General features: G+C 72.1%; 19 protein-coding genes. 3 read left to right on the top strand and 16 right to left on the bottom strand.

Features of this window, described 5'->3' with window-relative positions:
• Positions 1-120: 120 nt before the first annotated feature.
• The 6 genes from QSK37_RS37010 to QSK37_RS36985 form a co-directional block, all read right to left on the bottom strand.
• Complete coding sequence (locus QSK37_RS37010; protein ID WP_285630256.1) at positions 121-1,467, bottom strand: sialidase family protein; 1,347 nt, start codon at positions 1,465-1,467, stop codon at positions 121-123.
• 525 nt (positions 1,468-1,992) lie between these two features.
• Positions 1,993-2,484, bottom strand: coding sequence for a nucleoside 2-deoxyribosyltransferase domain-containing protein (locus QSK37_RS37005; protein WP_285630253.1), 492 nt, complete (start codon positions 2,482-2,484; stop codon positions 1,993-1,995).
• Positions 2,481-2,873, bottom strand: coding sequence for an HIT family protein (locus tag QSK37_RS37000; protein WP_285630251.1), 393 nt, complete (start codon positions 2,871-2,873; stop codon positions 2,481-2,483). Before QSK37_RS37000 ends, QSK37_RS37005 begins: the two co-directional genes overlap by 4 nt.
• An 87-nt stretch (positions 2,874-2,960) precedes the next feature.
• Positions 2,961-3,443: a hypothetical protein gene (locus QSK37_RS36995; protein ID WP_285630250.1), complete on the bottom strand. Its 483-nt coding sequence runs from the start codon at positions 3,441-3,443 to the stop codon at positions 2,961-2,963.
• 202 nt (positions 3,444-3,645) lie between these two features.
• Positions 3,646-4,623 carry a DUF389 domain-containing protein gene (locus tag QSK37_RS36990; protein WP_285630248.1) on the bottom strand — a complete coding sequence of 326 codons (978 nt, stop codon included), beginning with the start codon at positions 4,621-4,623 and terminating at the stop codon, positions 3,646-3,648.
• Between the two features lie 131 nt (positions 4,624-4,754).
• Positions 4,755-5,318 (bottom strand): snapalysin family zinc-dependent metalloprotease, encoded by a 564-nt coding sequence (locus tag QSK37_RS36985; protein WP_285630246.1) that lies wholly within the window; start codon positions 5,316-5,318, stop codon positions 4,755-4,757.
• 172 nt (positions 5,319-5,490) lie between these two features.
• On the opposite strand from QSK37_RS36985, the gene QSK37_RS36980 reads away from it, so the two are divergent.
• Complete coding sequence (locus QSK37_RS36980) at positions 5,491-6,651, top strand: FAD-dependent monooxygenase (protein WP_285630243.1); 1,161 nt, start codon at positions 5,491-5,493, stop codon at positions 6,649-6,651.
• Here QSK37_RS36980 and QSK37_RS36975 read toward each other — a convergent pair.
• Positions 6,636-7,574 (bottom strand): LysR family transcriptional regulator, encoded by a 939-nt coding sequence (locus QSK37_RS36975; RefSeq protein WP_285630241.1) that lies wholly within the window; start codon positions 7,572-7,574, stop codon positions 6,636-6,638. The two genes, QSK37_RS36980 and QSK37_RS36975, sit on opposite strands and share 16 nt — an antisense overlap.
• A 135-nt stretch (positions 7,575-7,709) precedes the next feature.
• Between QSK37_RS36975 and QSK37_RS36970 the strand changes: the two genes are divergently transcribed.
• Positions 7,710-9,050, top strand: coding sequence for an amidohydrolase family protein (locus tag QSK37_RS36970; RefSeq protein WP_285630239.1), 1,341 nt, complete (start codon positions 7,710-7,712; stop codon positions 9,048-9,050).
• A gap of 4 nt (positions 9,051-9,054) precedes the next feature.
• On the opposite strand, the gene QSK37_RS36965 is transcribed toward QSK37_RS36970, so the two are convergent.
• Positions 9,055-9,330, bottom strand: coding sequence for an isoamylase early set domain-containing protein (locus tag QSK37_RS36965; protein ID WP_285572662.1), 276 nt, complete (start codon positions 9,328-9,330; stop codon positions 9,055-9,057).
• Positions 9,331-9,434: 104 nt separating this feature from the next.
• Positions 9,435-10,172 (bottom strand): class I SAM-dependent methyltransferase, encoded by a 738-nt coding sequence (locus QSK37_RS36960; RefSeq protein WP_285630237.1) that lies wholly within the window; start codon positions 10,170-10,172, stop codon positions 9,435-9,437.
• Between the two features lie 220 nt (positions 10,173-10,392).
• On the opposite strand from QSK37_RS36960, the gene QSK37_RS36955 reads away from it, so the two are divergent.
• Positions 10,393-10,848, top strand: a complete 456-nt coding sequence (locus tag QSK37_RS36955; RefSeq protein ID WP_285630235.1) for a response regulator — start codon at positions 10,393-10,395, stop codon at positions 10,846-10,848.
• A 5-nt stretch (positions 10,849-10,853) separates the two neighbouring features.
• Here the strand turns inward: QSK37_RS36955 and QSK37_RS36950 are convergent, their stop codons facing one another.
• The 7 genes from QSK37_RS36950 to QSK37_RS36920 form a co-directional block, all read right to left on the bottom strand.
• A complete protein-coding gene (locus QSK37_RS36950; protein ID WP_285630233.1) occupies positions 10,854-12,530 on the bottom strand; it encodes a sensor histidine kinase in 1,677 nt (558 codons plus the stop codon).
• Positions 12,531-12,633: 103 nt separating this feature from the next.
• On the bottom strand, positions 12,634-13,008 hold the full coding sequence (locus tag QSK37_RS36945) for an STAS domain-containing protein (protein WP_285630231.1): 375 nt from the start codon (positions 13,006-13,008) through the stop codon (positions 12,634-12,636).
• A gap of 267 nt (positions 13,009-13,275) precedes the next feature.
• Positions 13,276-14,472 (bottom strand): epoxide hydrolase family protein, encoded by a 1,197-nt coding sequence (locus tag QSK37_RS36940; RefSeq protein ID WP_285630229.1) that lies wholly within the window; start codon positions 14,470-14,472, stop codon positions 13,276-13,278.
• A 59-nt stretch (positions 14,473-14,531) separates the two neighbouring features.
• Positions 14,532-15,539, bottom strand: a complete 1,008-nt coding sequence (locus QSK37_RS36935) for a 2-hydroxyacid dehydrogenase (protein WP_285572671.1) — start codon at positions 15,537-15,539, stop codon at positions 14,532-14,534.
• On the bottom strand, positions 15,536-16,177 hold the full coding sequence (locus QSK37_RS36930) for a histidine phosphatase family protein (RefSeq protein ID WP_285630227.1): 642 nt from the start codon (positions 16,175-16,177) through the stop codon (positions 15,536-15,538). The genes QSK37_RS36935 and QSK37_RS36930 overlap by 4 nt, the downstream gene beginning before the upstream one ends.
• Complete coding sequence (locus tag QSK37_RS36925; RefSeq protein ID WP_285630225.1) at positions 16,174-17,652, bottom strand: FGGY-family carbohydrate kinase; 1,479 nt, start codon at positions 17,650-17,652, stop codon at positions 16,174-16,176. The genes QSK37_RS36930 and QSK37_RS36925 overlap by 4 nt, the downstream gene beginning before the upstream one ends.
• Positions 17,649-19,139, bottom strand: coding sequence for an FGGY-family carbohydrate kinase (locus QSK37_RS36920; protein WP_285630223.1), 1,491 nt, complete (start codon positions 19,137-19,139; stop codon positions 17,649-17,651). The genes QSK37_RS36925 and QSK37_RS36920 overlap by 4 nt, the downstream gene beginning before the upstream one ends.
• Positions 19,140-19,144: the final 5 nt, after the last annotated feature.

Raw genomic sequence — 19,144 nt, 5'->3', positions numbered from 1 at the left:
ACGTCCGGTGAGTGCAGATGAACGCCTCCCGGCCCGGATCGACAGATCCGGTTGAGGACCCGAAGTCAGTCAGTTGGAGGGTCAGACCCGGTCGGGAGGCGCTCATCTACATCATCACTGTCAGTTGTAGAAGGTCGCGCTGTGGATGTCCACCGGGTTGGCGGTGTCGCCGGTGGTCACGCCGTACACGGCCACGAAGGCCGGACCCGTTGAGACCAGGCCGGTGTAGTCGCCGATCATCCGGCCGGAGCTCGTCGACGGCGCCGTCCGCGCGTCGAACGAGCCCTCGATGTGCCGTTCGCGCCAGGACGCGGGCTTCGTGCAGTCCGCCGAGCAGGTGACCGCCCAGAAGTCGGTGGGCAGGGTGGCGGCGGAGGTGTTCTTCCGGAAGTCGTAGTACGTGACCGCCACGGTGCCGGCGGGAGACACGGCGATCGCCGGTACCGCGGCCGAACCGGTGGGCGTCCTGTCCACGCGGACCGGGCTGGACCAGGTCTTCCCGTCGTCAGTGGACCGCGCGTACGCGACGTGGAAGGTGCCGTCGGCGTCCTGGCTCTGCCAGACCGCGTTCACCACCTTGCTGTCCGGCCGGGCCGCCAGCAGCGGCAGCGTGGCGTTCCGCACCGGGTCGCCCGAGTTGTCGGGGTCCGGGATCTTGGTGCCCACGGTGAACGGGGCCGCCACGTCCAGCGTCGGCGCCGACCACGTGGCGCCGCCGTCGGTCGAGCGGATGACCTGGGTGGCGGCGGTGGTGTTGGTCTCCTGGTGCATGCCGATCAACAGCGTCCCGTCGGCCATCGGCACCAGCTCGGTGCCGATGGCGCCGCTGTTGGCCGGGAAGTCGTAGGCCTTCTTCGTGGTCCAGGTACGCCCGTCGTCGGTCGACTTCGCCAGGTAGACCGGCTGGACCCAGTCGCCGTTCGACTGGGTGTCGACCCGGTCCCACACCGCGTAGACCACGCCCGGGTGGTACGGGTCGGCGGTGACCGCCGGTCGGTCGTTGAAGAACTCCGGGTCGTCGTCCCGCTGGAGGGTCACCGGGGCGTCCCAGTGCTCACCGCCGTCGCCGGACCGCGACACCAGCATCGCCGTCACCTCGCCCGTACGCGACAGCGAGAACGACGCGGCCACCGCCGTACCGGACGGCGTGACCGTCACCCAGTGGTCCGTCGTGACGTCGTAGTCCCCGCCGTTGGCGGCGGTACCGCCGTTGCACCGGGAGAACGCGGGCTGGGCCGCCGACGGATGCCACGTCGCGCCGTTGTCGGCGGACACGGCGGTGACGGCCCCGTTGCTGCCGTACCGGTTCCACCGGTCCTGCTGGTACACCGCGACGAGGTGCCCCGGCCGCTTCGGGTCCCGCGCCACCATGGGCTGGACCTCGGTGTTCGGGTTCAGCACGTAACCGTCGCCCTCGGGCAGTCCACAACCCGCCGGCAGCGCGCTGCCACCCGATACCCGCACCACGCCGGCGGGGTCAGAACCATCCGCGAACGCGGACTGAGTCACAAAGGCGCAGGCGCACAGGGTGGCCGCCGCGGCCACCACTGACCTGGAAAGTCGTTTCAACGGTGCCTTTCCTCATCCTCGATGGGGGTGTCTCCATGGGGACGCTGCCGCCCACCGGGCAGTGCGCTCCCAAAGGCGCCAAAACAGCAGAAGCGACGCTAACAGTTTCAAGATCATTAAAGAGTGTTCTTCTGCCTTCTCGGCGCGGTCATCATTGCCGCCACAACGCCTTGATCAGTCGCTGGCGCTGATCAAGGACCGGCGTCTCCCTGCGACGGCGGGTCGTCTCTGGCCGATTGCGGCCAAGGGGAGGCACCGAAGGCTGCTCGCTGACGGTGCCGATGCGAGCCGAAACCAACGGAATAATCGGCGATGCTCTCATCGCCATCGGTCCGGACCGTCCCGACTATGAGGAATGGGACTTCTGGATATCCAAGCACGAGGAAGACGACGAGTAATCGTTGGTCGTCATCAGTGGCTCTCCTAGTCCCTGCCGGTGGCGATGGCGAGTGCCGCGGCCACGGTGTCGGGCAAGGTCTCGCGGACGGGGACGCCGTGGCGTCGGGCGACGTAGATCAGGTACCGGTTCCGCTCGGGGTCGGGGCAGTCGGGTGGGCAGCCGAGGACGGCTCGGCCGGTGGTGACGTCGAGGCCGAACTCGACGTTGGTGGTGAAGCCCGGCATCGTGCGCAGGTCGCGCGGGATCCAGAACAGGATCGCTGAGGCCGTGGCGCGGGCCTCGGTCTCCCAGTCGACCTGGTCGTCGTAGTGGGCCGCGCGGATGCCGTCCCGGGACTCCGGCGTGAGCACGGTCAGCGGTTCGGGCCTGGTCCATTGCGCGGCGAGTGCCTCGACGGCGGCGGGTCGCCAGGACGGCACCTCGCTGCGGCGTGGCGTGGGGCCGGCCAGGAACACGCTGGTTCCGCCCGCGGGGATGGGCTTGCGGGCCCATACGAGCGTCAGGGGCCCGGTCATCGGGTGCCTCCGGTCTGTCGGGCGGTGCGTTGGGGCGTCCAGGGCAGCGGCAGACCGTCGCCGCGCCGGCGGGGTACCACGTGCAGGTGAAGGTGGCGGACCGTCTGGGTCGCGGCCGCACCGCGGCTGGTGATGACGTTCGCGGACGCGAGTTCGCCGGCGAGCTGCGCGGCGGCCGCCATCGTGCGAGCGGAGACGGCCGGGTCGGTTCCGACGTCGGCGACGTGGGCGTGCGGGATGACCAGCGTGTGCCCGGGGGTGACGGGATGGAGCGGCCGGATCGCGATGACCTCGGGCCACTCGCGGACCACCGCGGCCGGCGCGCGTCCGGCGATGATCTCGCAGAAGACGCATTCCGCCTGTGCGGGAACGTCGTGGATGACGTCCACGGGTTCTTCCCTCCTGGGTGTGAGACGCGGCTTCTGACGCGCACGACCGGGCCGGGAGATGCGGTGGCGGGGGCGAAGCGGGTGACCTCAGCCTCCGGTGACCTCGATCCGCAGGACCCGGCAGGGGCCGCTCACCGCCTTCGAGCCGACGAACCGGGGCGAGGGCGTCGTGACGAAATCCTCCTCATGACAGATCGGAGTGCGCACGATCAGGTCGGCGGCGCCCTCCGCGACGGCTTTGAGCTTCTCCGTGTGCCCGTTGGAAGAGCGGGAGACCACCGAGACGACCGCCGGTGCGCTGCTCTCGGGCAGCGGGCCCGCGGGACGGGACCCCGGAACCTCGGCCGTGAGGACACGGCCGGTCTTCAGCTTCACCAGCCCCAGATAGCCGTACACGCCGGCGCAGCCACCGGTCTGCCGGGTGGAGAAGCCGACATGGAACTCGAGCGCCGGCGGCGCGCACGATGACGCACCCCGGAACCGGTCCGGGCCACATGCGTAGGCCAGGCCCGCCACCCCGATCAGGACCGCGGCGCAACCCAGCGGCGACCGTGAGTTCCTGACGTCCATCGCGCGCGCTCCTCGGCCTCGTCGGACACACCGCCCTTCACGCGGCGCCCGCCGTGATCAGGGTAGGACGGCGGGCGCGACGGGCGCACCGGGTAGGTCAGGGGGCGTCGACGATCAGGACGAGGGAGGCCGACGGGATGACCGCGCGGCTCGCGTGATTGCGGCGAACTCCGTGATCCCCTCCAAAGCACGTTCTCATGTGCTACGTGGTGCGTCTTTTGTGCACCAGCGCCCAGGCGGCCTTCTGGACCAGCAGGATGGCCGCGCCGGCGATGACCATTCCGGACAGGTTGACGCCGAGCTGGACGGCCGAACCCCAGATCTCGCCGTTGTGGGAGAGCGCGAGGGCGACCGCGATGTTGCCCGCGGCGGGCACTGTGGTCACCGAGATGAAGACACCGACCAACGCCGAGGCCTTTCCGGCCGTCAATGACAGTACCCCGGCCGCGCCGGCGAGCACCGCCACGATGAACGACCACCGATCGGGCCGGTAGACGAACCCGGTCTGCGGCCGGTGGGCCGGCAGCTGATCCACCGCGATGACGCCCGTCCACCGACCGACCAGCGCGCAGACGAACGTCACCACGATCGCGACGGCGAACCCGGCGGCCAGAACGCCCAGGGCGCGCCCGATCCGCCGCCAGTCACCGCGGACCAGGCCGTACGAGATGGCCGCCATCGCGCCGAACTCCGGTCCGAGCACCATGGCACCGACGATGAGGATCGAGCTGTCGATGATCGCGGCGATCCCGGCGAGCATCGTCGCCAGGACCAGGAACGTGACGAACGACCATGTGAATCGGGTCTCCTCCTCCGTACGCTGGTCGATCTCCTCCCACACGACCGCGTCGTCCCCATGTCCCGGGGCGTTCTCCTCTGCCGCCTCGGCGACATGGGAGATCGACACGTCGACCCGCTCCAGCGCGATCGACCCCTCATCCTCCAGCCCGAGGCGGCGCAGCCCGTCGATGACTTCGTTGACCGCCTCGCGGGCGACGTCGCACATGACCAGGTCGCCGATCGGTTGCCGTGCCGCTTCGGGCAGCACCACCACGTTCGTGACGCCGGGGCTCTCGCCGAGCAGCCCGCACACGTCATCCGTCCGATCCTTGGGCGTGATCGCCCGCAGGTGCAACATCTCCGACCCCGACCGTTTCGCCCGCGACTTGACGGAGAACATCGTGCCGCATCGCGACCGGCGATCCGCCCGGCCACAGGGGGGACGGGCATGATCAGGCCGTGATCGTCCGGCAGGTCGAAGATCGCGGCGCCCGCCGTCCTCAGGGTGGGACGGCGGGCGCGACGGGTGGGTCAGGGGGCGTCGACGATCAGGGCGAGGGAGGCCGGCGGTACGGCCGCGGGGCTCGCGTAGTTGGCGTCCGCGGCGGCGCGCTCCGCGGCGTTCGGTGTGGCGTTGGTGCACGAGACGCCGCCGGTCGAGCCGGACATCAGCGAGGAGCACGGGCCCGGCTTGTTGTCCGGCAGGCCGAGGCTGTGGCCCAGTTCGTGGGCGGCGATGCGGATGGTGTTGTAGCCCTCGTTGACCGCCTCGCGGCCGAAGTAGACCGTGCTGTGCCGGCCGCCGGGGCGGGCCGGGCCGAGGGTCGTCTCCGGCCAGCCGTCGTAGGCGACGATCTTGATCTCGGCGGTCTGGCCGGTGGTGGCCTCGACCAGGCGCACGTTCTGGAGACTGGCGTTCCAGGAGTTCGCGCCGGCGACGACGGCGCTGCGGAACTCCGCGGCCTGGCTGTCGTCGTAGTGCAGGACGGTCTGCGCGAGGGGATGCGGTGCGGCGTAGGCCGTCGGGACCACGACCGCCGAGAGGGCGAGTGTTGCGGCGCAGGTCAGCATGCGGGCAGGGGTGCGGTGGGCCATGGCGGGGCCTTCCTCGACGGGGCACGGGGGGTCAGGTCCGCCTCAGACTATTCATGACACAGTGTCGTAACAAGCAGCAAAGCAAAGAGTCACCGGATGCGGCCGGCGGCTCGTCAGCGACGGTCAGCGGATGATCAGTGGCCGGTCAGCGGCTCCCCCGACGATCACCGGTATGACGAACAACGGGCTGACCAACACCAGCGTCCTGATCTCCGGCGCGAGCATCGCCGGTCCCGCTCTCGCGTACTGGCTCCGCCGGTACGGCTGCGACGTCACCGTCGTCGAGAAGGCACCCGCCCTGCGGCCCGGCGGCCAGGCCGTCGACTTCAAGGGCGCGACGCACCGTACGGTCCTGGAGCGCATGGGCATCCTGGAGGACGTGCGACGGCTGCGGACCGGCGGCCGCGACCAGACGGTGGTCGACGCGGACGGCCGGCGTCTCGCCGTCATCCCCGGCGAGTTCACCGGCGGGGAGATCGAAATCCGACGCGGCGACCTGGCCCGGCTGCTGTACGAACGGACCGCGGACGGCTGCGAGTACGTCTTCGGCGACTCGATCACCTCGCTGACCGAGACCGACGGCGGTGTCGAGGTCACCTTCGAGCGTGGCGCGCCGCGCACGTTCGACCTCGTCGTCGGCGCGGACGGGGTGCACTCCAACGTCCGGCGGCTGGCGTTCGGGCCGGAGAGCGAGTTCGTGCGCTTCCTCGGCCACTACTACGCGCTCGCCGACGTCGGGCTCGACGGCGACCCCGCCATGTACAACGAACCGGGGCGGATGGTCTCGCTCGGCGGGCCGAAGGCGCCGGCGTTCCTGGTCTTCGCCTCCGAGCGCCTCGACTACGACCGCTTCGACGTCGACGGGCAGAAGAAGCTGCTGATCGACGCCTACCAGGGCGGCGGCTGGCGGACCTCCGAGGTGCTGGCCCGGATCCCCGGCGCGAGGGACTTCTACCTCGACTCGATCAGCCGGGTGGAGGTGGAGCACTACTCCCGTGGCCGGGTCGTGCTGCTGGGCGACGCGGCGTACGCCAACACCCTCGGCGGGTTCGGCACCGGGCTGGCGATCGTCGGCGCGTACGTCCTGGCCGGTGAGCTCCTGGCGGCACGGGGCGACCACCGTACGGCGTTCGCGCGGTACGAGGAGGGGTTCCGCGACTATGCGGCGATCGCCAGGAAGGGCAACGCCGGGCCGTTCCTCGCGCCGCCGAGCGCGCTGCGGATGCGCATGCGGAACTGGATGTTCAACTCCACGCTCATGCTGCGGATGATGCTCAAGCTGACCGACCGGTTCGCGACCGGGATCGAGCTGCGGGACTACTCGTCGGTGTGAGCGCCGCGACGGCGGCGCCAGGCCGCCGCCGCGGTGTCGTCGTCGCTGGCCAGCACGGTCCGCAGGAACTGACGGGAGACCGGGCTCGGCCGGCGCACGCGGGAGGCGGCGAGGGCGATCTGATACGTCGGCGGGCGCGGTCGTACCGGGACGAACCGCAGGTCCTTGACGTCCGCCGTGATCGGCACCGGCACGAACGCGATGCCGGCCCTGAGGCGGACGAGGTCCAGGATGCTCGACATGTCGCCCGTCTCGAAGGTGATGTGCCGCTGCTGGATCCCGGCGGTGACGAACGCCCGGTCGACCGCGCCGCGTACGCCCCAGCCCGGCGGGAAGTCGATGAACGTCTCCTCGACCACGTCGTGGAGGCCGATGGACGGGGCGTCGGCGAGGCGGTGGCCGGGCGGGCACGCCAGCACCACCTCGCCGTCCGTCAGCGGGTACAGGTCGATGCCGGGCACCGCGCCGATGGTGATCAGCACGGCCAGGTCCATGCTGCCGTCGCGCAGCCGCTCGATGTGGCCCGCGGCCCCGCGCGCCTCGGGCGCCCGCAGCCGGATGTCAACCATGGGGAACCGCTCGCGGAAGACGGCCAGCGACTCGCGTATGTGATCGGGTGTGACGCCGAACAGCACGCCGAGCTCCAGCGTGCCGCGCAGCCCGCCGCCGGCTTCCTGCACCGCCTGCCGCGCGTGCCGTACGGCGGCCAGCACCCGCCTGGCCTCGGGCGCCAGCGCCCGCCCCGCCTCCGTCAGGGTGATGCGCTGCGCCATGCGGTCGAACAGCGGCGTCCCGAGCTCGCGCTCCAGGGACCGCACCGACGTGGAGACGCCCGACTGCACGATGTGCAGGCGCTCGGCCGCCCTGGTGAAGCTCCGCTCCTCGGCGACGGCCAGGAACACCTCGAGTTTCCGCGTCTCCATGTCATCCCGCCATCTCTGATCCGGATCGGGCCATCCGACTTTGATGTTGGACATCGATGGACGAGTGGGCGAAACATCGAACTCATGGGGCCGCAGCGGACAGACCGGCGCACACCCTGATCCACCTGGAGGAACATGTCCACCCTACTCATACGCTCCGGCCATGTGACCAGCCTCGACGAGTCGATCGGCGAGATCCCCGACGGGGACGTGCTGATCGACGGCGACACGATCACGGCGGTCGGCCGGGGGCTGGAGGCGCCCGGCGCGAGAGTCGTCGACGCCGCCGGGAAGATCGTCATCCCCGGCCTGGTCGACGCGCACCGCCACGTCTGGCAGAGCGCGATCAGCGGCGAGGCGTCTCCCGACAACTGTCTCGGGGCCGTGCTCGCCGAACCGCCCGACCGGTACGGACCCGAGGACGTCTACGCCGGTGTGCTCCGGGGCGCCCTGCGGGCGATCGACTCCGGGGTCACGACGGTCGCCGACTGGTCCCAGATCATCACGACGCCCGCCCACGCCGACGAGAACGTGCGCGCCCTGCGCGACTCCGGCATTCGCGCGCTGTTCCTGTACGGGCCGCCGATCGGCGACGACGTGATGAAGTGGTTCGCGGAGAGCACGGTGCGGCACCCGGCGGACGTCCGGCGCGTACGGTCCGAACTGCTCTGCGACGACACCGCGCGGGTCACGATGGGCCTGGCCCTGCGGGGACCGGAGTTCTCCACTCCGGAGGTCACCGCGGCCGACTTCGGACTGGCGCGCGAACTCGGCGTGCCGATCAGCATCCGCTCCGGGCTCCCGGCGTACCTGGGCCGGTCCCGGACCATCGACACCCTCGACCGGCTCGGTCTGCTCGGCCCCGACGTGCACCACGCCCACGGCGTGCGCTTCTCGGGCGCCGACCTGGACCGGATCGCGGCCACCGGCGGATCGGTCGTCGCCTGCCCGATGGCCGACGTGTCCATGGCCAGGGCGACCGGGACGGGCCGGTTCCCCGTCACCGGCCGCGCGGTCGCGCACGGGCTACTGCCGGCCCTCGGCACCGACCTGGCGGCCGACGGCAGCGCCGGGTTGTTCGGGGAGATGCGCAGGGCGCTCGCGAGCGAGCGGGAGCGCGCGATCGCCGTCGCGTCCACGCACGGCGAGACGCCGGTCCATCTCACCGCGCGGGACGCGCTTCGGTTCGCGACCGTCGCCGGCGCCGCGGCGCTGGGCCTCGGCGGCCGCATCGGCACCATCAGCCCCGGCAAGCGCGCCGACCTGACGATCGTGGACGGGCCGATGGCGCCCTGGCGGGACCCGGCCGCCGTCGTGCTCGAGTCGCGTGCCGCCGACGTCGACACGGTGATCATCGACGGCGAGGTGGTCAAACACGCGGGCCGCCTGGCCGGGCCGGCCGCGCGCCGGGCCTCGCATCTGCGGGAGGCGTCGCACCAGCGGCTGTCCGCCGGGACCGGGCTGGTCCCGGCCTGACCGGTCAGACCTTGATGACGCAGCCGTGGTCGTCGGTGTGGTCCGCCGTCTCGTCGTCGAACCAGACACCGCCGGTGGCCAGGTAGCGGAACCGGTGAGTGCCCGGCGTGAGGGTCACCGAGACGCTGCGGAAGCCACGACGCCGCCGGAGCAGCTCGTGCCGCCCGGGCTCCCAGCCGTTGAAGTCACCGACGACGCTGACGACACCGGGCGGCTCGTCCAGGGGCAGCCTGAAGGTGACGCGGGTCTTGTGACCGAACAGCGGCGAACGCCTGAGCATGGGGAGACTCCTCGTACAGGGGGATATGCACGAAGATTCTCCCTTCTAGCGACAGGGTGGGATCAAGTCGACACGGCGTGTAACGCAGAATTCACGCGGTCGGGTCAGGACGGTTTGCCGGCGCTGAGGGCGCGGGTGCCCATCCACGGCCCACCCCACCACATGCGCCAGCCCAGCGGGCGGACCCGGACGTCCGTCAGGCCGAGGTCCGCCAGCCGGCGCCGGTGGTCGTCGATCGCCGCCATGTCGGCGATCAGCAACCGCCCGCCGGGGCGCAGGACGCGTACGGCCTCGTCGATGGCGCGGGTCCGGGCGCCGGGGTTCTTGATGTTGTGGATGGCCAGGCTGGAGACGATCACGTCGAAGGACGCGTCGTCGAACGGCAGCGCTGTCATGTCGCCGGTGCGCAGCTCGATCCGGTCGCGGACGCCTTCAGCCTCGGCGTTGCGCTCGGTCACCGCGGGCGCGTTGCCGGACTGATCGACGGTGCGCCACAGGTCGACGCCGACGGCTTCGCCCGCCGGCAGGCGTTCCGCCGCCATCAGCAGCACCGCTCCCCTGCCGCAGCCGAGGTCGAGCAGCCGCTCGTCGCCGCGCAGGCCGAGGTCGTCGAGGAGCCCGGACCAGACCACGAACTTTCCCCGCCGCGTCGTGTGGAGGTACAACGCGACGCTGACGAGCTCGATCGCGGCGACCGCGAACGGGATCCAGCCGAATGCGATGCCGAAGCCGAACGTCACGCCGATCCCGGCGAACACCATCCCGACGACGGCGCACGCCAGACCGAACACGACGTACGGTGCGTCCACGCCGTAGGATCCCCGTCTCCGCACGGTCGTCATGAGCGGCACCGTACCTCCGGGACGGCGCACGGCGCAGGCCCTCCCGTACGACGCCGCGCCGACTTTATTGCCGTGTGACAACAATTACGGCCACACGGCGTCACCACGCGCCGGTGCGCCCCTAGAATCGGACCTGACCGTGCCGGACGACTCTGAAAGCCGGCGCGCCCCCATACCCGCTGTGGGCTCGCGGTGTGAGCCCGCCATGACAGGAGTCGCGATGGCCGCCCACGCGCCAGTACGCCCCTACCGCATTCTGCTCGTCGAAGACGATCCCGCGGACGCGCTGCTGGTCGAGGAAGCCCTGCTCGACGGCTCCGAGGGGGATCGTTCCCTCGTTCAGATGTCCGACGGCGTCGCCGCGCTGGAGTACCTGCGCGACCCCGCTCAGCCGCGCCCGGACCTCATCGTCCTCGACCTCAACATGCCGCGGATGAGCGGCGCGGAGATGCTGAAGATCCTCAAGCAGGAGCCCGCGCTCAAGGCCATCCCGGTGGTGGTCCTCACCACGTCCGCGGCGGACGAGGACGTGGCGTCCGCGTACGCCACCCACGCGAGCGCCTACGTCGTCAAGCCCGTCAACCTCGACGACTTCATCGAGGCCGTGCGCAACATCGACACCTTCTACCGGGAGCTCGCCGAGCACCTGCCGGGCGACCCGCGCAACGGCGGCTGAGGCCCCTATGCCTGCTCGGCCTCCTCGGCATGCTCGGCCTGCTCGGCCTCCTCGTCCGGCTCCGGCGAGCTCTCCCGGGCCGGCAGGGTGAAGGTGATCCGGGCGCCGGGCTCGTGGTCGGGGTCCACCCCGATGGTGCCGCCGTGGAACTCCACGATCTTCTTGCACATGGCCAGCCCGATCCCGGTGCCCGGGTAGGCGTCGCGGGTGTGCAGCCGCTGGAAGATCACGAAAACCCGCTCGGCGTACTCCGGGCCGATCCCGATGCCGTTGTCGGTGACGGCGAAGTGCCACATGTCGTCCTGCTGCTCCGCGGTCACCCGGATCTCGGGCGTACGGTCGGGCGAGCGGAACTTGACCGCGTTGGACAGCAGGTTCTGCAGCAGCAGGCCGAACTGCCCAGGGTCCCCGGTGACGGTGGGCAGCGGATCGTGGGACAGGCGGGCGCCGGCCTCCTCGATCGTGATGCTCAGCGTGCTGACCGTCGTGGCGTACACCTCTTCGAGGTCCACGTCGACGCGGGCCACGTGTACCCGGCCGACGCGGGAGAACTGCAGGAGGTCGTTGATGAGCGCCTGCATGCGGTTGGCGCCCTCGATGGCGAAGTCGATGTACTGGTTGGCCCGCTCGTCGAGCTGTTCGCTGTAGCGGCGCCGCAGCATCTGGCTGAAACTCGCCACCTTGCGCAGCGGCTCCTGCAGGTCGTGTGACGCGACGTAGGCGAACTGCTCGAGTTCGGCGTTCGAACGCCGCAGGTCCTCGGCCTGGTCGGCGAGCTGGTCCCGTGCCTCTCCGGAGAAGACCAGCTCCTCGGTGAGGCGCTGCCGCATCGCCTCCACCCCGGTGGCCAGCCGCCGCAGGTCGGCAGGGCCATAACCGGTGATCACGTGGCCGAAGTCGCCGTCGGCGACCAGCCCGGTGTCGGCGGCGAGCCGTTCCAACGGCACCGTGATCCCGCGCCGCAGGCCGACGAACATCAGCACGGCGAGCACGAGGATGACCACCGCGATGCCGGCGAAGACGGCGTTCCGCTCGGTCTGCACCGTGCGGAGGTCGGCGCGCCCGTCGGCGCGGGCCTGCGTCAGGTGCTGCTGCTGGGCGGCCATCGCCGAGCGCAGCGCGTCGAACTCGGCCTTGCCCTCGGACGCCCGCTCGCTCGCCAGGCGCGTCACCGCGTCGCCCTTCCCGGTGACGATGGGGTCGGCGAACCACGCCCGCCAGATCTCCGCGCGGTGTATCACCAGCGCCAGGTCGGCGCGCTCTCGCGGGCCCACGGACAGCGTGCGCAGCGCCCGCAGCGCGGTGGCCTCCTGGGCACGGCCCTCGTTGTAGGGGTCGAGGAAGTCGGAGCGGCCTGACAGGCCGTATCCGCGGACGCCGGTCTCCTGGTCCAGCATGGCCGCCTCGTAGTGGATCGAGGCGATGAGCGCCGACGACTGCCGGTCGACCAGCTGGTCGGTGACCGCGCCCTCGTGGCTCAACACCCAGACGCCCAGCCCGCCCAGGATCGCCAGCACCGCGAGGGCGGCGCCCACGCCGATCTGGAGCCAGCGCCGGGTGGTCAGCCGCGACCATCCCTCCGCCGGCACCCGCTCCACCGCGCCGGGGACCTCCTCTGCGGGCGCGGTGTCCGCCTCCTCGGCGGGCTCCACCAGGGAGGACGAACGGGATTCGGGGGCCATGAACTCTCCGCGCAGGGGTCGACGAGCCGGGACGTGGCACGGCACGCACACGATATCTCCGCGGAGAGCGGCCGCCGAACGAACGGCGGCCGTCGACCGGTCCCTAGCCGCGCGCCCCGACCGTGGCCTTGCCGCTGCGGACGGCCTCCGTCGCGGCGTCGGAGGTGTCGTAGATCGGCAGGACCCGGACCAGCTGGGTGATCTCAAAGACCTTCTGGGCCTGCGGGGACGGCGCCGCCACCGCGAGGGAGCTGTCGTACGGGCGGAGCCGGTGCACCACGCCGACGAAGACGCCCAGGCCGATGGAGTCGACGAAGTCCACGTCGCTCAGCTCCAGCACCAGGCGGTGGTGCCCCTCGTCGATGAGGCGGATCAGCAGATCGCGCACCCGGGGCGCGGTCGCGACGTCGAGCGCCCCGGCCAGTGTCACGCTCACGATGCCGTCGTCCGTCACGGTGTGCTCGACGCTGAACTCCATGCCGTCCTCCAATGACTCCCGGCATATCACTGACGATCCGCGCCGCCCGGGTGTTCCCGTGGTGGCCACCCCGGAACCGTTCCCCGGCGACAGCTTCCTCTCGCCTGGTCACACATTATGGCCGCGAATGTGATACGACGCGACGGGGCGGCCCGGCCCGAGGAGGTAGGCGCCGGTTCCGGGCGCGAACGGACCGGGCCGCCCCGCCTGGACAGGCCCCCTACCCGGACAGATCGCGAATACACGGAGAAGACAGATTCCGTCACCTTATGTGACGGTCCGCAGCTCGCGGAAGAACGCCCGGACGTCGCCGACCAGCAGGTCCGGTTCCTCCATCGCGGCGAAGTGGCCGCCGCGGTCGAACTCGGTCCACCGCACGATCTCGTCCGCCCGTTCCGCGAGGTGACGCAGCACGATGAAGTTCTCTTCCGGGAAGACGGCGAGCGCGGTGGGTGCGGTGGAGGGCTCGGGCGGCTTTCCCCAGTAGTCGGCGTGCGCCCGCTCGTAGTAGATCCGGGCCGACGAGCCGGCCGTGCCGGTCAGCCAGTACAGCATGACGTTCGTCAGCAGCCGGTCGCGGTCGACGGCGTCCTCCGGCCGCTCGTCGGAGTCCGTCCACTCCTTGAACTTCTCCACGATCCAGGCGAGCTGCCCGACCGGGGAGTCGGTCAGCCCGTACGCGAGGGTCTGCGGGCGCGTGGACTGGACGACGGCGTATCCCGTGCGCTCGCTCTCCCACTCCCGCATCCGGGCCCAGGAGGCGAGCGTGCGCGCGCGTTCGGCCGGATCGAGCGCGGCGAGTTCCTCTGGCGTCGGCTCAGAGGACGCCCCCGTGCCGGGGATCAGGGTGAGGTGCACGCCGATGATCTGCTCGGGGTGGGTGCGGCCGAGTTCGCGGGAGATGGCCGCGCCCCAGTCGCCGCCCTGCGCGCCGTACCGGTGGTAGCCCAGACGCCGCATCAGCTCGCCGAAGGCGGCGGCGACGCGGAGCAGCTCCCAGCCGCGCTCGCGCGTCGGCCCGGAGAACCCGAACCCGGGGATGCTCGGCATCACCAGGTGGAAGGCGTCCGACGGATCCCCGCCGTGCGCCCGGGGATCCGTCAGCGGGCCGGCGATCTCGGTGAACTCCACGATCGAGCCCGGCCAGCCGTGCGTGATGATCAACGGTGTCGCGTCGGGCTCGGGCGACCGGATGTGCGCGAAGTGGATGTTCGCGCCGTCGATGGTGGTGGTGAACTGCGGCCACCGGTTCAGCAGCGCCTCGGCGGCACGCCAGTCGTACTCGTGCCGCCAGTACCGTACGAGCTCCCGCAGGTAGTCGCGCGGCACGCCGTACGCCCAGCCGGCGCCGGGCAGTTCGTCCGGCCACCGGGTACGGTCGAGGCGCTCGTGGAGGTCGGCCAGGTCGGCCTCGGGGACGTCGATGCGGAAGGGACGGATCGTCTCGTCGGCCGGTGTCGTCATGCGCCGCATGCTATGACGCTCACCTGCGGTGACGTCCACCCGATATCCCCTGGCGACCGTCACGCCGGGTGGGCCAGCGGCTCTCCCCGCAGGTGGCGGGCGACGTCCTCGGCGAGGATGGCGGCCGCGTTGGCGGCGGTCTGCCGGCTGGCGCCGGCCAGGTGCGGCGTCAGCGTCACCCCCGGGGTGGACAGCAGCCGCGACCCGGCCGGGATCGGCTCCTCGGGGAACACGTCGAACGCGGCGCCGAACAGGTGCCCGCCGTCGATCGCGTCGCAGACGGCGTCGTAGTCGAGCAGGGCGCCGCGGGCGCAGTTGACGATGATCCCGCCGGCCGGCATGGCGGCGATCTGCGGGGCGCCGATCATCCCGGTGGTCTCCGGTGTGACGCGGGCATGCAGCGTGATGACCTGCGAGCGGGCCAGCAGTTCGTCGAGGGAGACGAGTTCGGCCACCGCGGACTCGGTCACGTACGGGTCGTGGACGAGGACGTGCGCGCCGAGGGCGGCGAGCATCTCGGCGACCCGGTTGCCGACCGCTCCGCCGCCGACCAGGCCGATGGTGCTGCCGCGCAGTTCGATGCCGACCTCGTCGTAGCGGTAGTAGTCGCTGCGCCACCGGCCGGCGGTCAGCTCGGCGTGGGTCTGCGGGATGCGGCGCGCGGCGGCGAGGATCATGCCGAGGGTGTGCTCGGCGGTGGCGCCCGCGTTGCGGCCCGGCGCGCAGCAGACGGCGACGCCGTGCTCGGCGGCGGCCTTCAGGTTGGCGTTGACCGGCCCGCCGCGGCCGATGCCGATCAATCGCAGCCGCGGGCTCGCCTCGATGACGCGACGAGTCAGCGGCGCCATCTGGGTGAGGCAGATCTCGGCGCCGTCGAGCGCCTCGATGAGCTGGTCCTCGGTGCCGGACGCCTCGTCCACCTCGGCCACCCGGCCGAACGGCACGAGCGGCCAGTCGAGGGTGAGCTCGGTGAACTCCAGCCCTTCCGGCACCTGCTCGCGTACGGCGTCGATGAGGAGGCGGTTGAGGACGAAGTGGTCTCCGGCCGCGAGCACGCGGGTGGTCATGAGAGCTCCTGGACTGCGGTGGTGCGTTCGATGGGCGTGTTGTACTCGAGGAGGGCGGCCCCGCCACCCTGCCCGCCGGTGAGCCGGACCTCGGTCAGCCCGCAGTTGCGCAGCGACGGGAAGGTCCGGCGGTAGTCGCGCATGGGCACCCCGATCAGCTCGCACAGCGCGAGCCGGATCGCGGTGGAGTGCGCGACGACGAGGACCCGGTCGTCCGGGTACCGCGTGGCGAGGTCGTACAGGCAGCCGGTGAACCGGCGGGCCGCGTCGGTGGGGTCCTCCCCGCCGGGCAGGTGGTCGGTGACCGGGTCGGCGCGGAACGCCCGCAGCGCCTCGGGGAACTGCTCGTGCATCTCGGCGGAGGTCAGGCCCTCGCCGTGCCCGAAGTCCAGCTCGCGGAGGCGTTCGTCCACGTTCAGCGGCACGCCGATCGCCTCGGCGCAGGCGGTCGCGGTGAGCTGGGCGCGGGTCAGTGTCGAGGTCCAGACGGCGGCGAGGCCCGCGGTCGCGGCCCAGGCGGCGAGCTGCTGGGCCTGCTCGAGTCCGCGTGCGGTGAGGGCGATGTCGCTGACACCCGCGTAGCGGTTCTCCGCGTGCCACTCCGTCTCCCCATGGCGGACCAGTACGAGGTCTGTCAACGTTCGTTCCCTTCATCGGTGCGTGTGCGCGCGTGTTCGGCGGTGGGCTCGGGAAGCCACCCGCGCCGCTCCAGTTCCGTCACGAACCGCAGGTATCCCTCGTCGAACCGGCCGTCACGCGGGCCCGGATCGATCGTCTCGCGTACGGCGACCATCGCGGCGGCCACCTCGGCGACGCGGCGGCCGGGTGACGCGGCCAGCACGGCGGCGCCGAGCGCCGGTTCCGGGTCGGCCGGGAGGATCACCGGCCGGCCGAGCACCCGGGCGCGGAGCCGGCACCAGTACGCGCTGCGCGCCGTGCCGCCGGTGAACGTCAGGTCGCCGTCCACCGGCGCGCCGAGCAGGTCGAGGTGGTCGAAGCACAGGCGCTCCAGGTAGGCGACGCCCTGCAGGAGCGCGGCGTAGTCGTCGGCCTCGTCGCCGGTGCCGCCGAGCAGGAAGCCCTCCGCGTCCGGCGCGGCGAACGGGAACCGCTCGCCGCGGGAGACCAGCGGGTACGCCAGGGCCCGCGCGGGCTCGTGGTCCGCGGCCCGCCGGTCCAGCTCCGCCAGATCGCGTCCGGGGAAGTCGCGGGAGATGGCGCCGGCTCCCGTGCTGGAGGCGCCGCCGGGCAGCCACGCGCCGTCCGGCGCCCGGTGGGAGTACACCACGCCGTACGGGTCGTGCAGCGGCTCGCGGGTGACGCCCTTGAGCACGAGTGTGGTGCCCAGCACGGAGTTCCACGATCCGGGCGTGAGCCGGCCGGCGCCGAGCTGCGCGGCGCAGCCGTCGGTCATGCCGGCGACGATCGACGTGCCCGCCGGGATGCCGGTGGCCTCGGCCGCGGACGCGCAGACCGTGCCGATCGGGGTGCCGGAGCGTACGAGCGGCGGGAGCACCTCGCGGGGCACGCCGAGCGTGTCGAGGACGTCCGCCGGCCAGTCCTCCTCGACCAGGTGGGCGCCGGTCTTCAGCGCGTTGCTCAGGTCGGCGGGCACGGCGTGCCCCGCGAGCCGCCGGTTGACGAAGTCGGCCTGGTGGGCCAGGTGGACCGGGCCCTCGTGCCGACCGAGGAGCCACAGCAGCTTCGGCAGCGCCCAGGCGGGCTGCATACGCCGGTAGCCGAGCTCGTCCCAGACCGCGGCGCCCGTCTCGTTGACGCGCCGGGTCTCGTCGGCCGCGCGCGTGTCGTCGTACATCAGGCCCGGGGTGAGGGGCCGGCCGTCGCCGTCGGTGAGCAGGATCGTCCCGGAGGTGCCGTCCACCGCGACCGCCCGGACGGCGCCGGCCGGCACGCCGTCGAGCGCGCTCCGGCAGGCCGCGGCGGTCGCCCGCCACCACTCCTCCGGGTCCTGTTCGTGTCGTTGGCCCTCGCGACGGCCGGTCAGCGGGTGCGTGCCCCGCCCGACGACGGCGCCGGAGGCCGTCACCGCGAGCGCGCGCACGCTCTGCGTGCCCAGGTCGATGCCGAGCCAGATCTCCTCGCCGCCCGTCATGCCGCTCCGTCGCGGAGGTTCGCGAGCGTCGGCCAGGACCGCGCCGTCGCGGCGCGCACCGTGAGGAACGCCTCGTACGCGTCGGTGTAGTACGCGACGTTCGCCGGGTCGGGCGCGAAGGTGTCACCGGTCCGGATGTAGGTCTCGGCGGCCTCCTGTTCGCTCGCCGCCCGGCCGGTCGCCACCGCTCCGACGAGGAACGCGCCGCGTGCGCCGGCCTCGGCGTCGGCGGTGCGGACCACCGGCACGCCGGTGACGTCGGCGAGCATCCGCAGCCAGTGCGGGCTGGCCGAGCCGCCGCCGCTGACCCGCAGCTCGACCGGCCGCGCCCCAGAGGCGGCCAGGCAGTCGCGGATCACCAGGCACAGTCCTTCGAGGACCGCGCGGGCGAGGTGCTCGCGGTCGTGGTCGACGCACAGGCCGAGGAACGAGCCGCGTGCCCGCGTGTCGAGGAACGGCGCCCGCTCCCCCGCCGGCGACAGGTACGGCAGGAAGACCAGTCCGTCGGCGCCCGGTACGGACCGGGCGGCCAGGTCCGACAGCGCGGCCGGGTCGTCGCCCAGGCCGAGCATGCGGCAGGCCCAGTCGACCACCTGGCCGCCGGCGAGCGTCGGGAACGCCCGCAGGTAGCGCCCGCCGAGGGCCACCGTCAGGCCGGACGGCGTGCCGTCGAGCTGCGGCTCCTCCATCATGACCTCGGTGCAGAGCGTGGTGCCGAGGATCGTGCACGCCTGGCCGGGACCGACTGCGCCGACGCCGATCGCGGTGGCGGCCACGTCGTACGGTGCGAGCACGACGGGGATGCCCTCGGGCAGGCCGAGCTCGGCCGCGGCGGAGGCGGTCAGCGGTGCGGCGCGCCGGTCGTCGCCGCGCAGCTCGGGAAGCAGTGGCCGTGCCCACTCCATGTCGTACAGGCGGAGCAGGTCGTCGGAGTAGCGGCGCGCGCGGATGTCCATGAACGGTGCCGAGCCGTCGGACTCGTCGGCGACCAGCTCGCCGGTGAGCCGCGCGAAGATCCAGCCGCCGCAGGTCAGCGAGGCGGCCGAGCGCTCCAGCCGGTCGGGGTCGTGCTCGCGCAGCCAGCTCAGGATCGCGTTGGGCAGGCCGGCGAAGGTCAGCGACCCGTTGCTGCGGAAGGCACGCTCCAACACGCCGTCGCGGGACCACCGCTCGACGAACGTGCCGGCCCGCCCGTCGTTCCACAGGATGGCGGGCCCGGTGGGTTCCCCGGCGGCGTCGACGAGCCAACTGCCGTCGCCCTGCGCGGTCAGCGCCAGGTGGGTGACCGGCGCGTCCAGGCGCTCGGCCACCTGCCGTACCCCGCGGACGACCGCCTGCCAGACCTCGGTCAGGTCCTGCTCGGCGTGGCCGGGCGCGGGGTGGCGCACCGTGGTGGCCTGGCGTTCGACCGCGAGCTCGGCGCCGTCCTCGCCGTACCCCACCGCCTTGATCATCGTGGTGCCCGCGTCGACGCAGACGACGGCCATGAGTG

Origin of the sequence: Actinoallomurus iriomotensis (assembly GCF_030269445.1) — a bacterium.
Taxonomy (GTDB): Bacteria; Actinomycetota; Actinomycetes; order Streptosporangiales; family Streptosporangiaceae; genus Actinoallomurus; species Actinoallomurus iriomotensis.
This window is presented reverse-complemented; position numbering and strand designations above follow the sequence as displayed.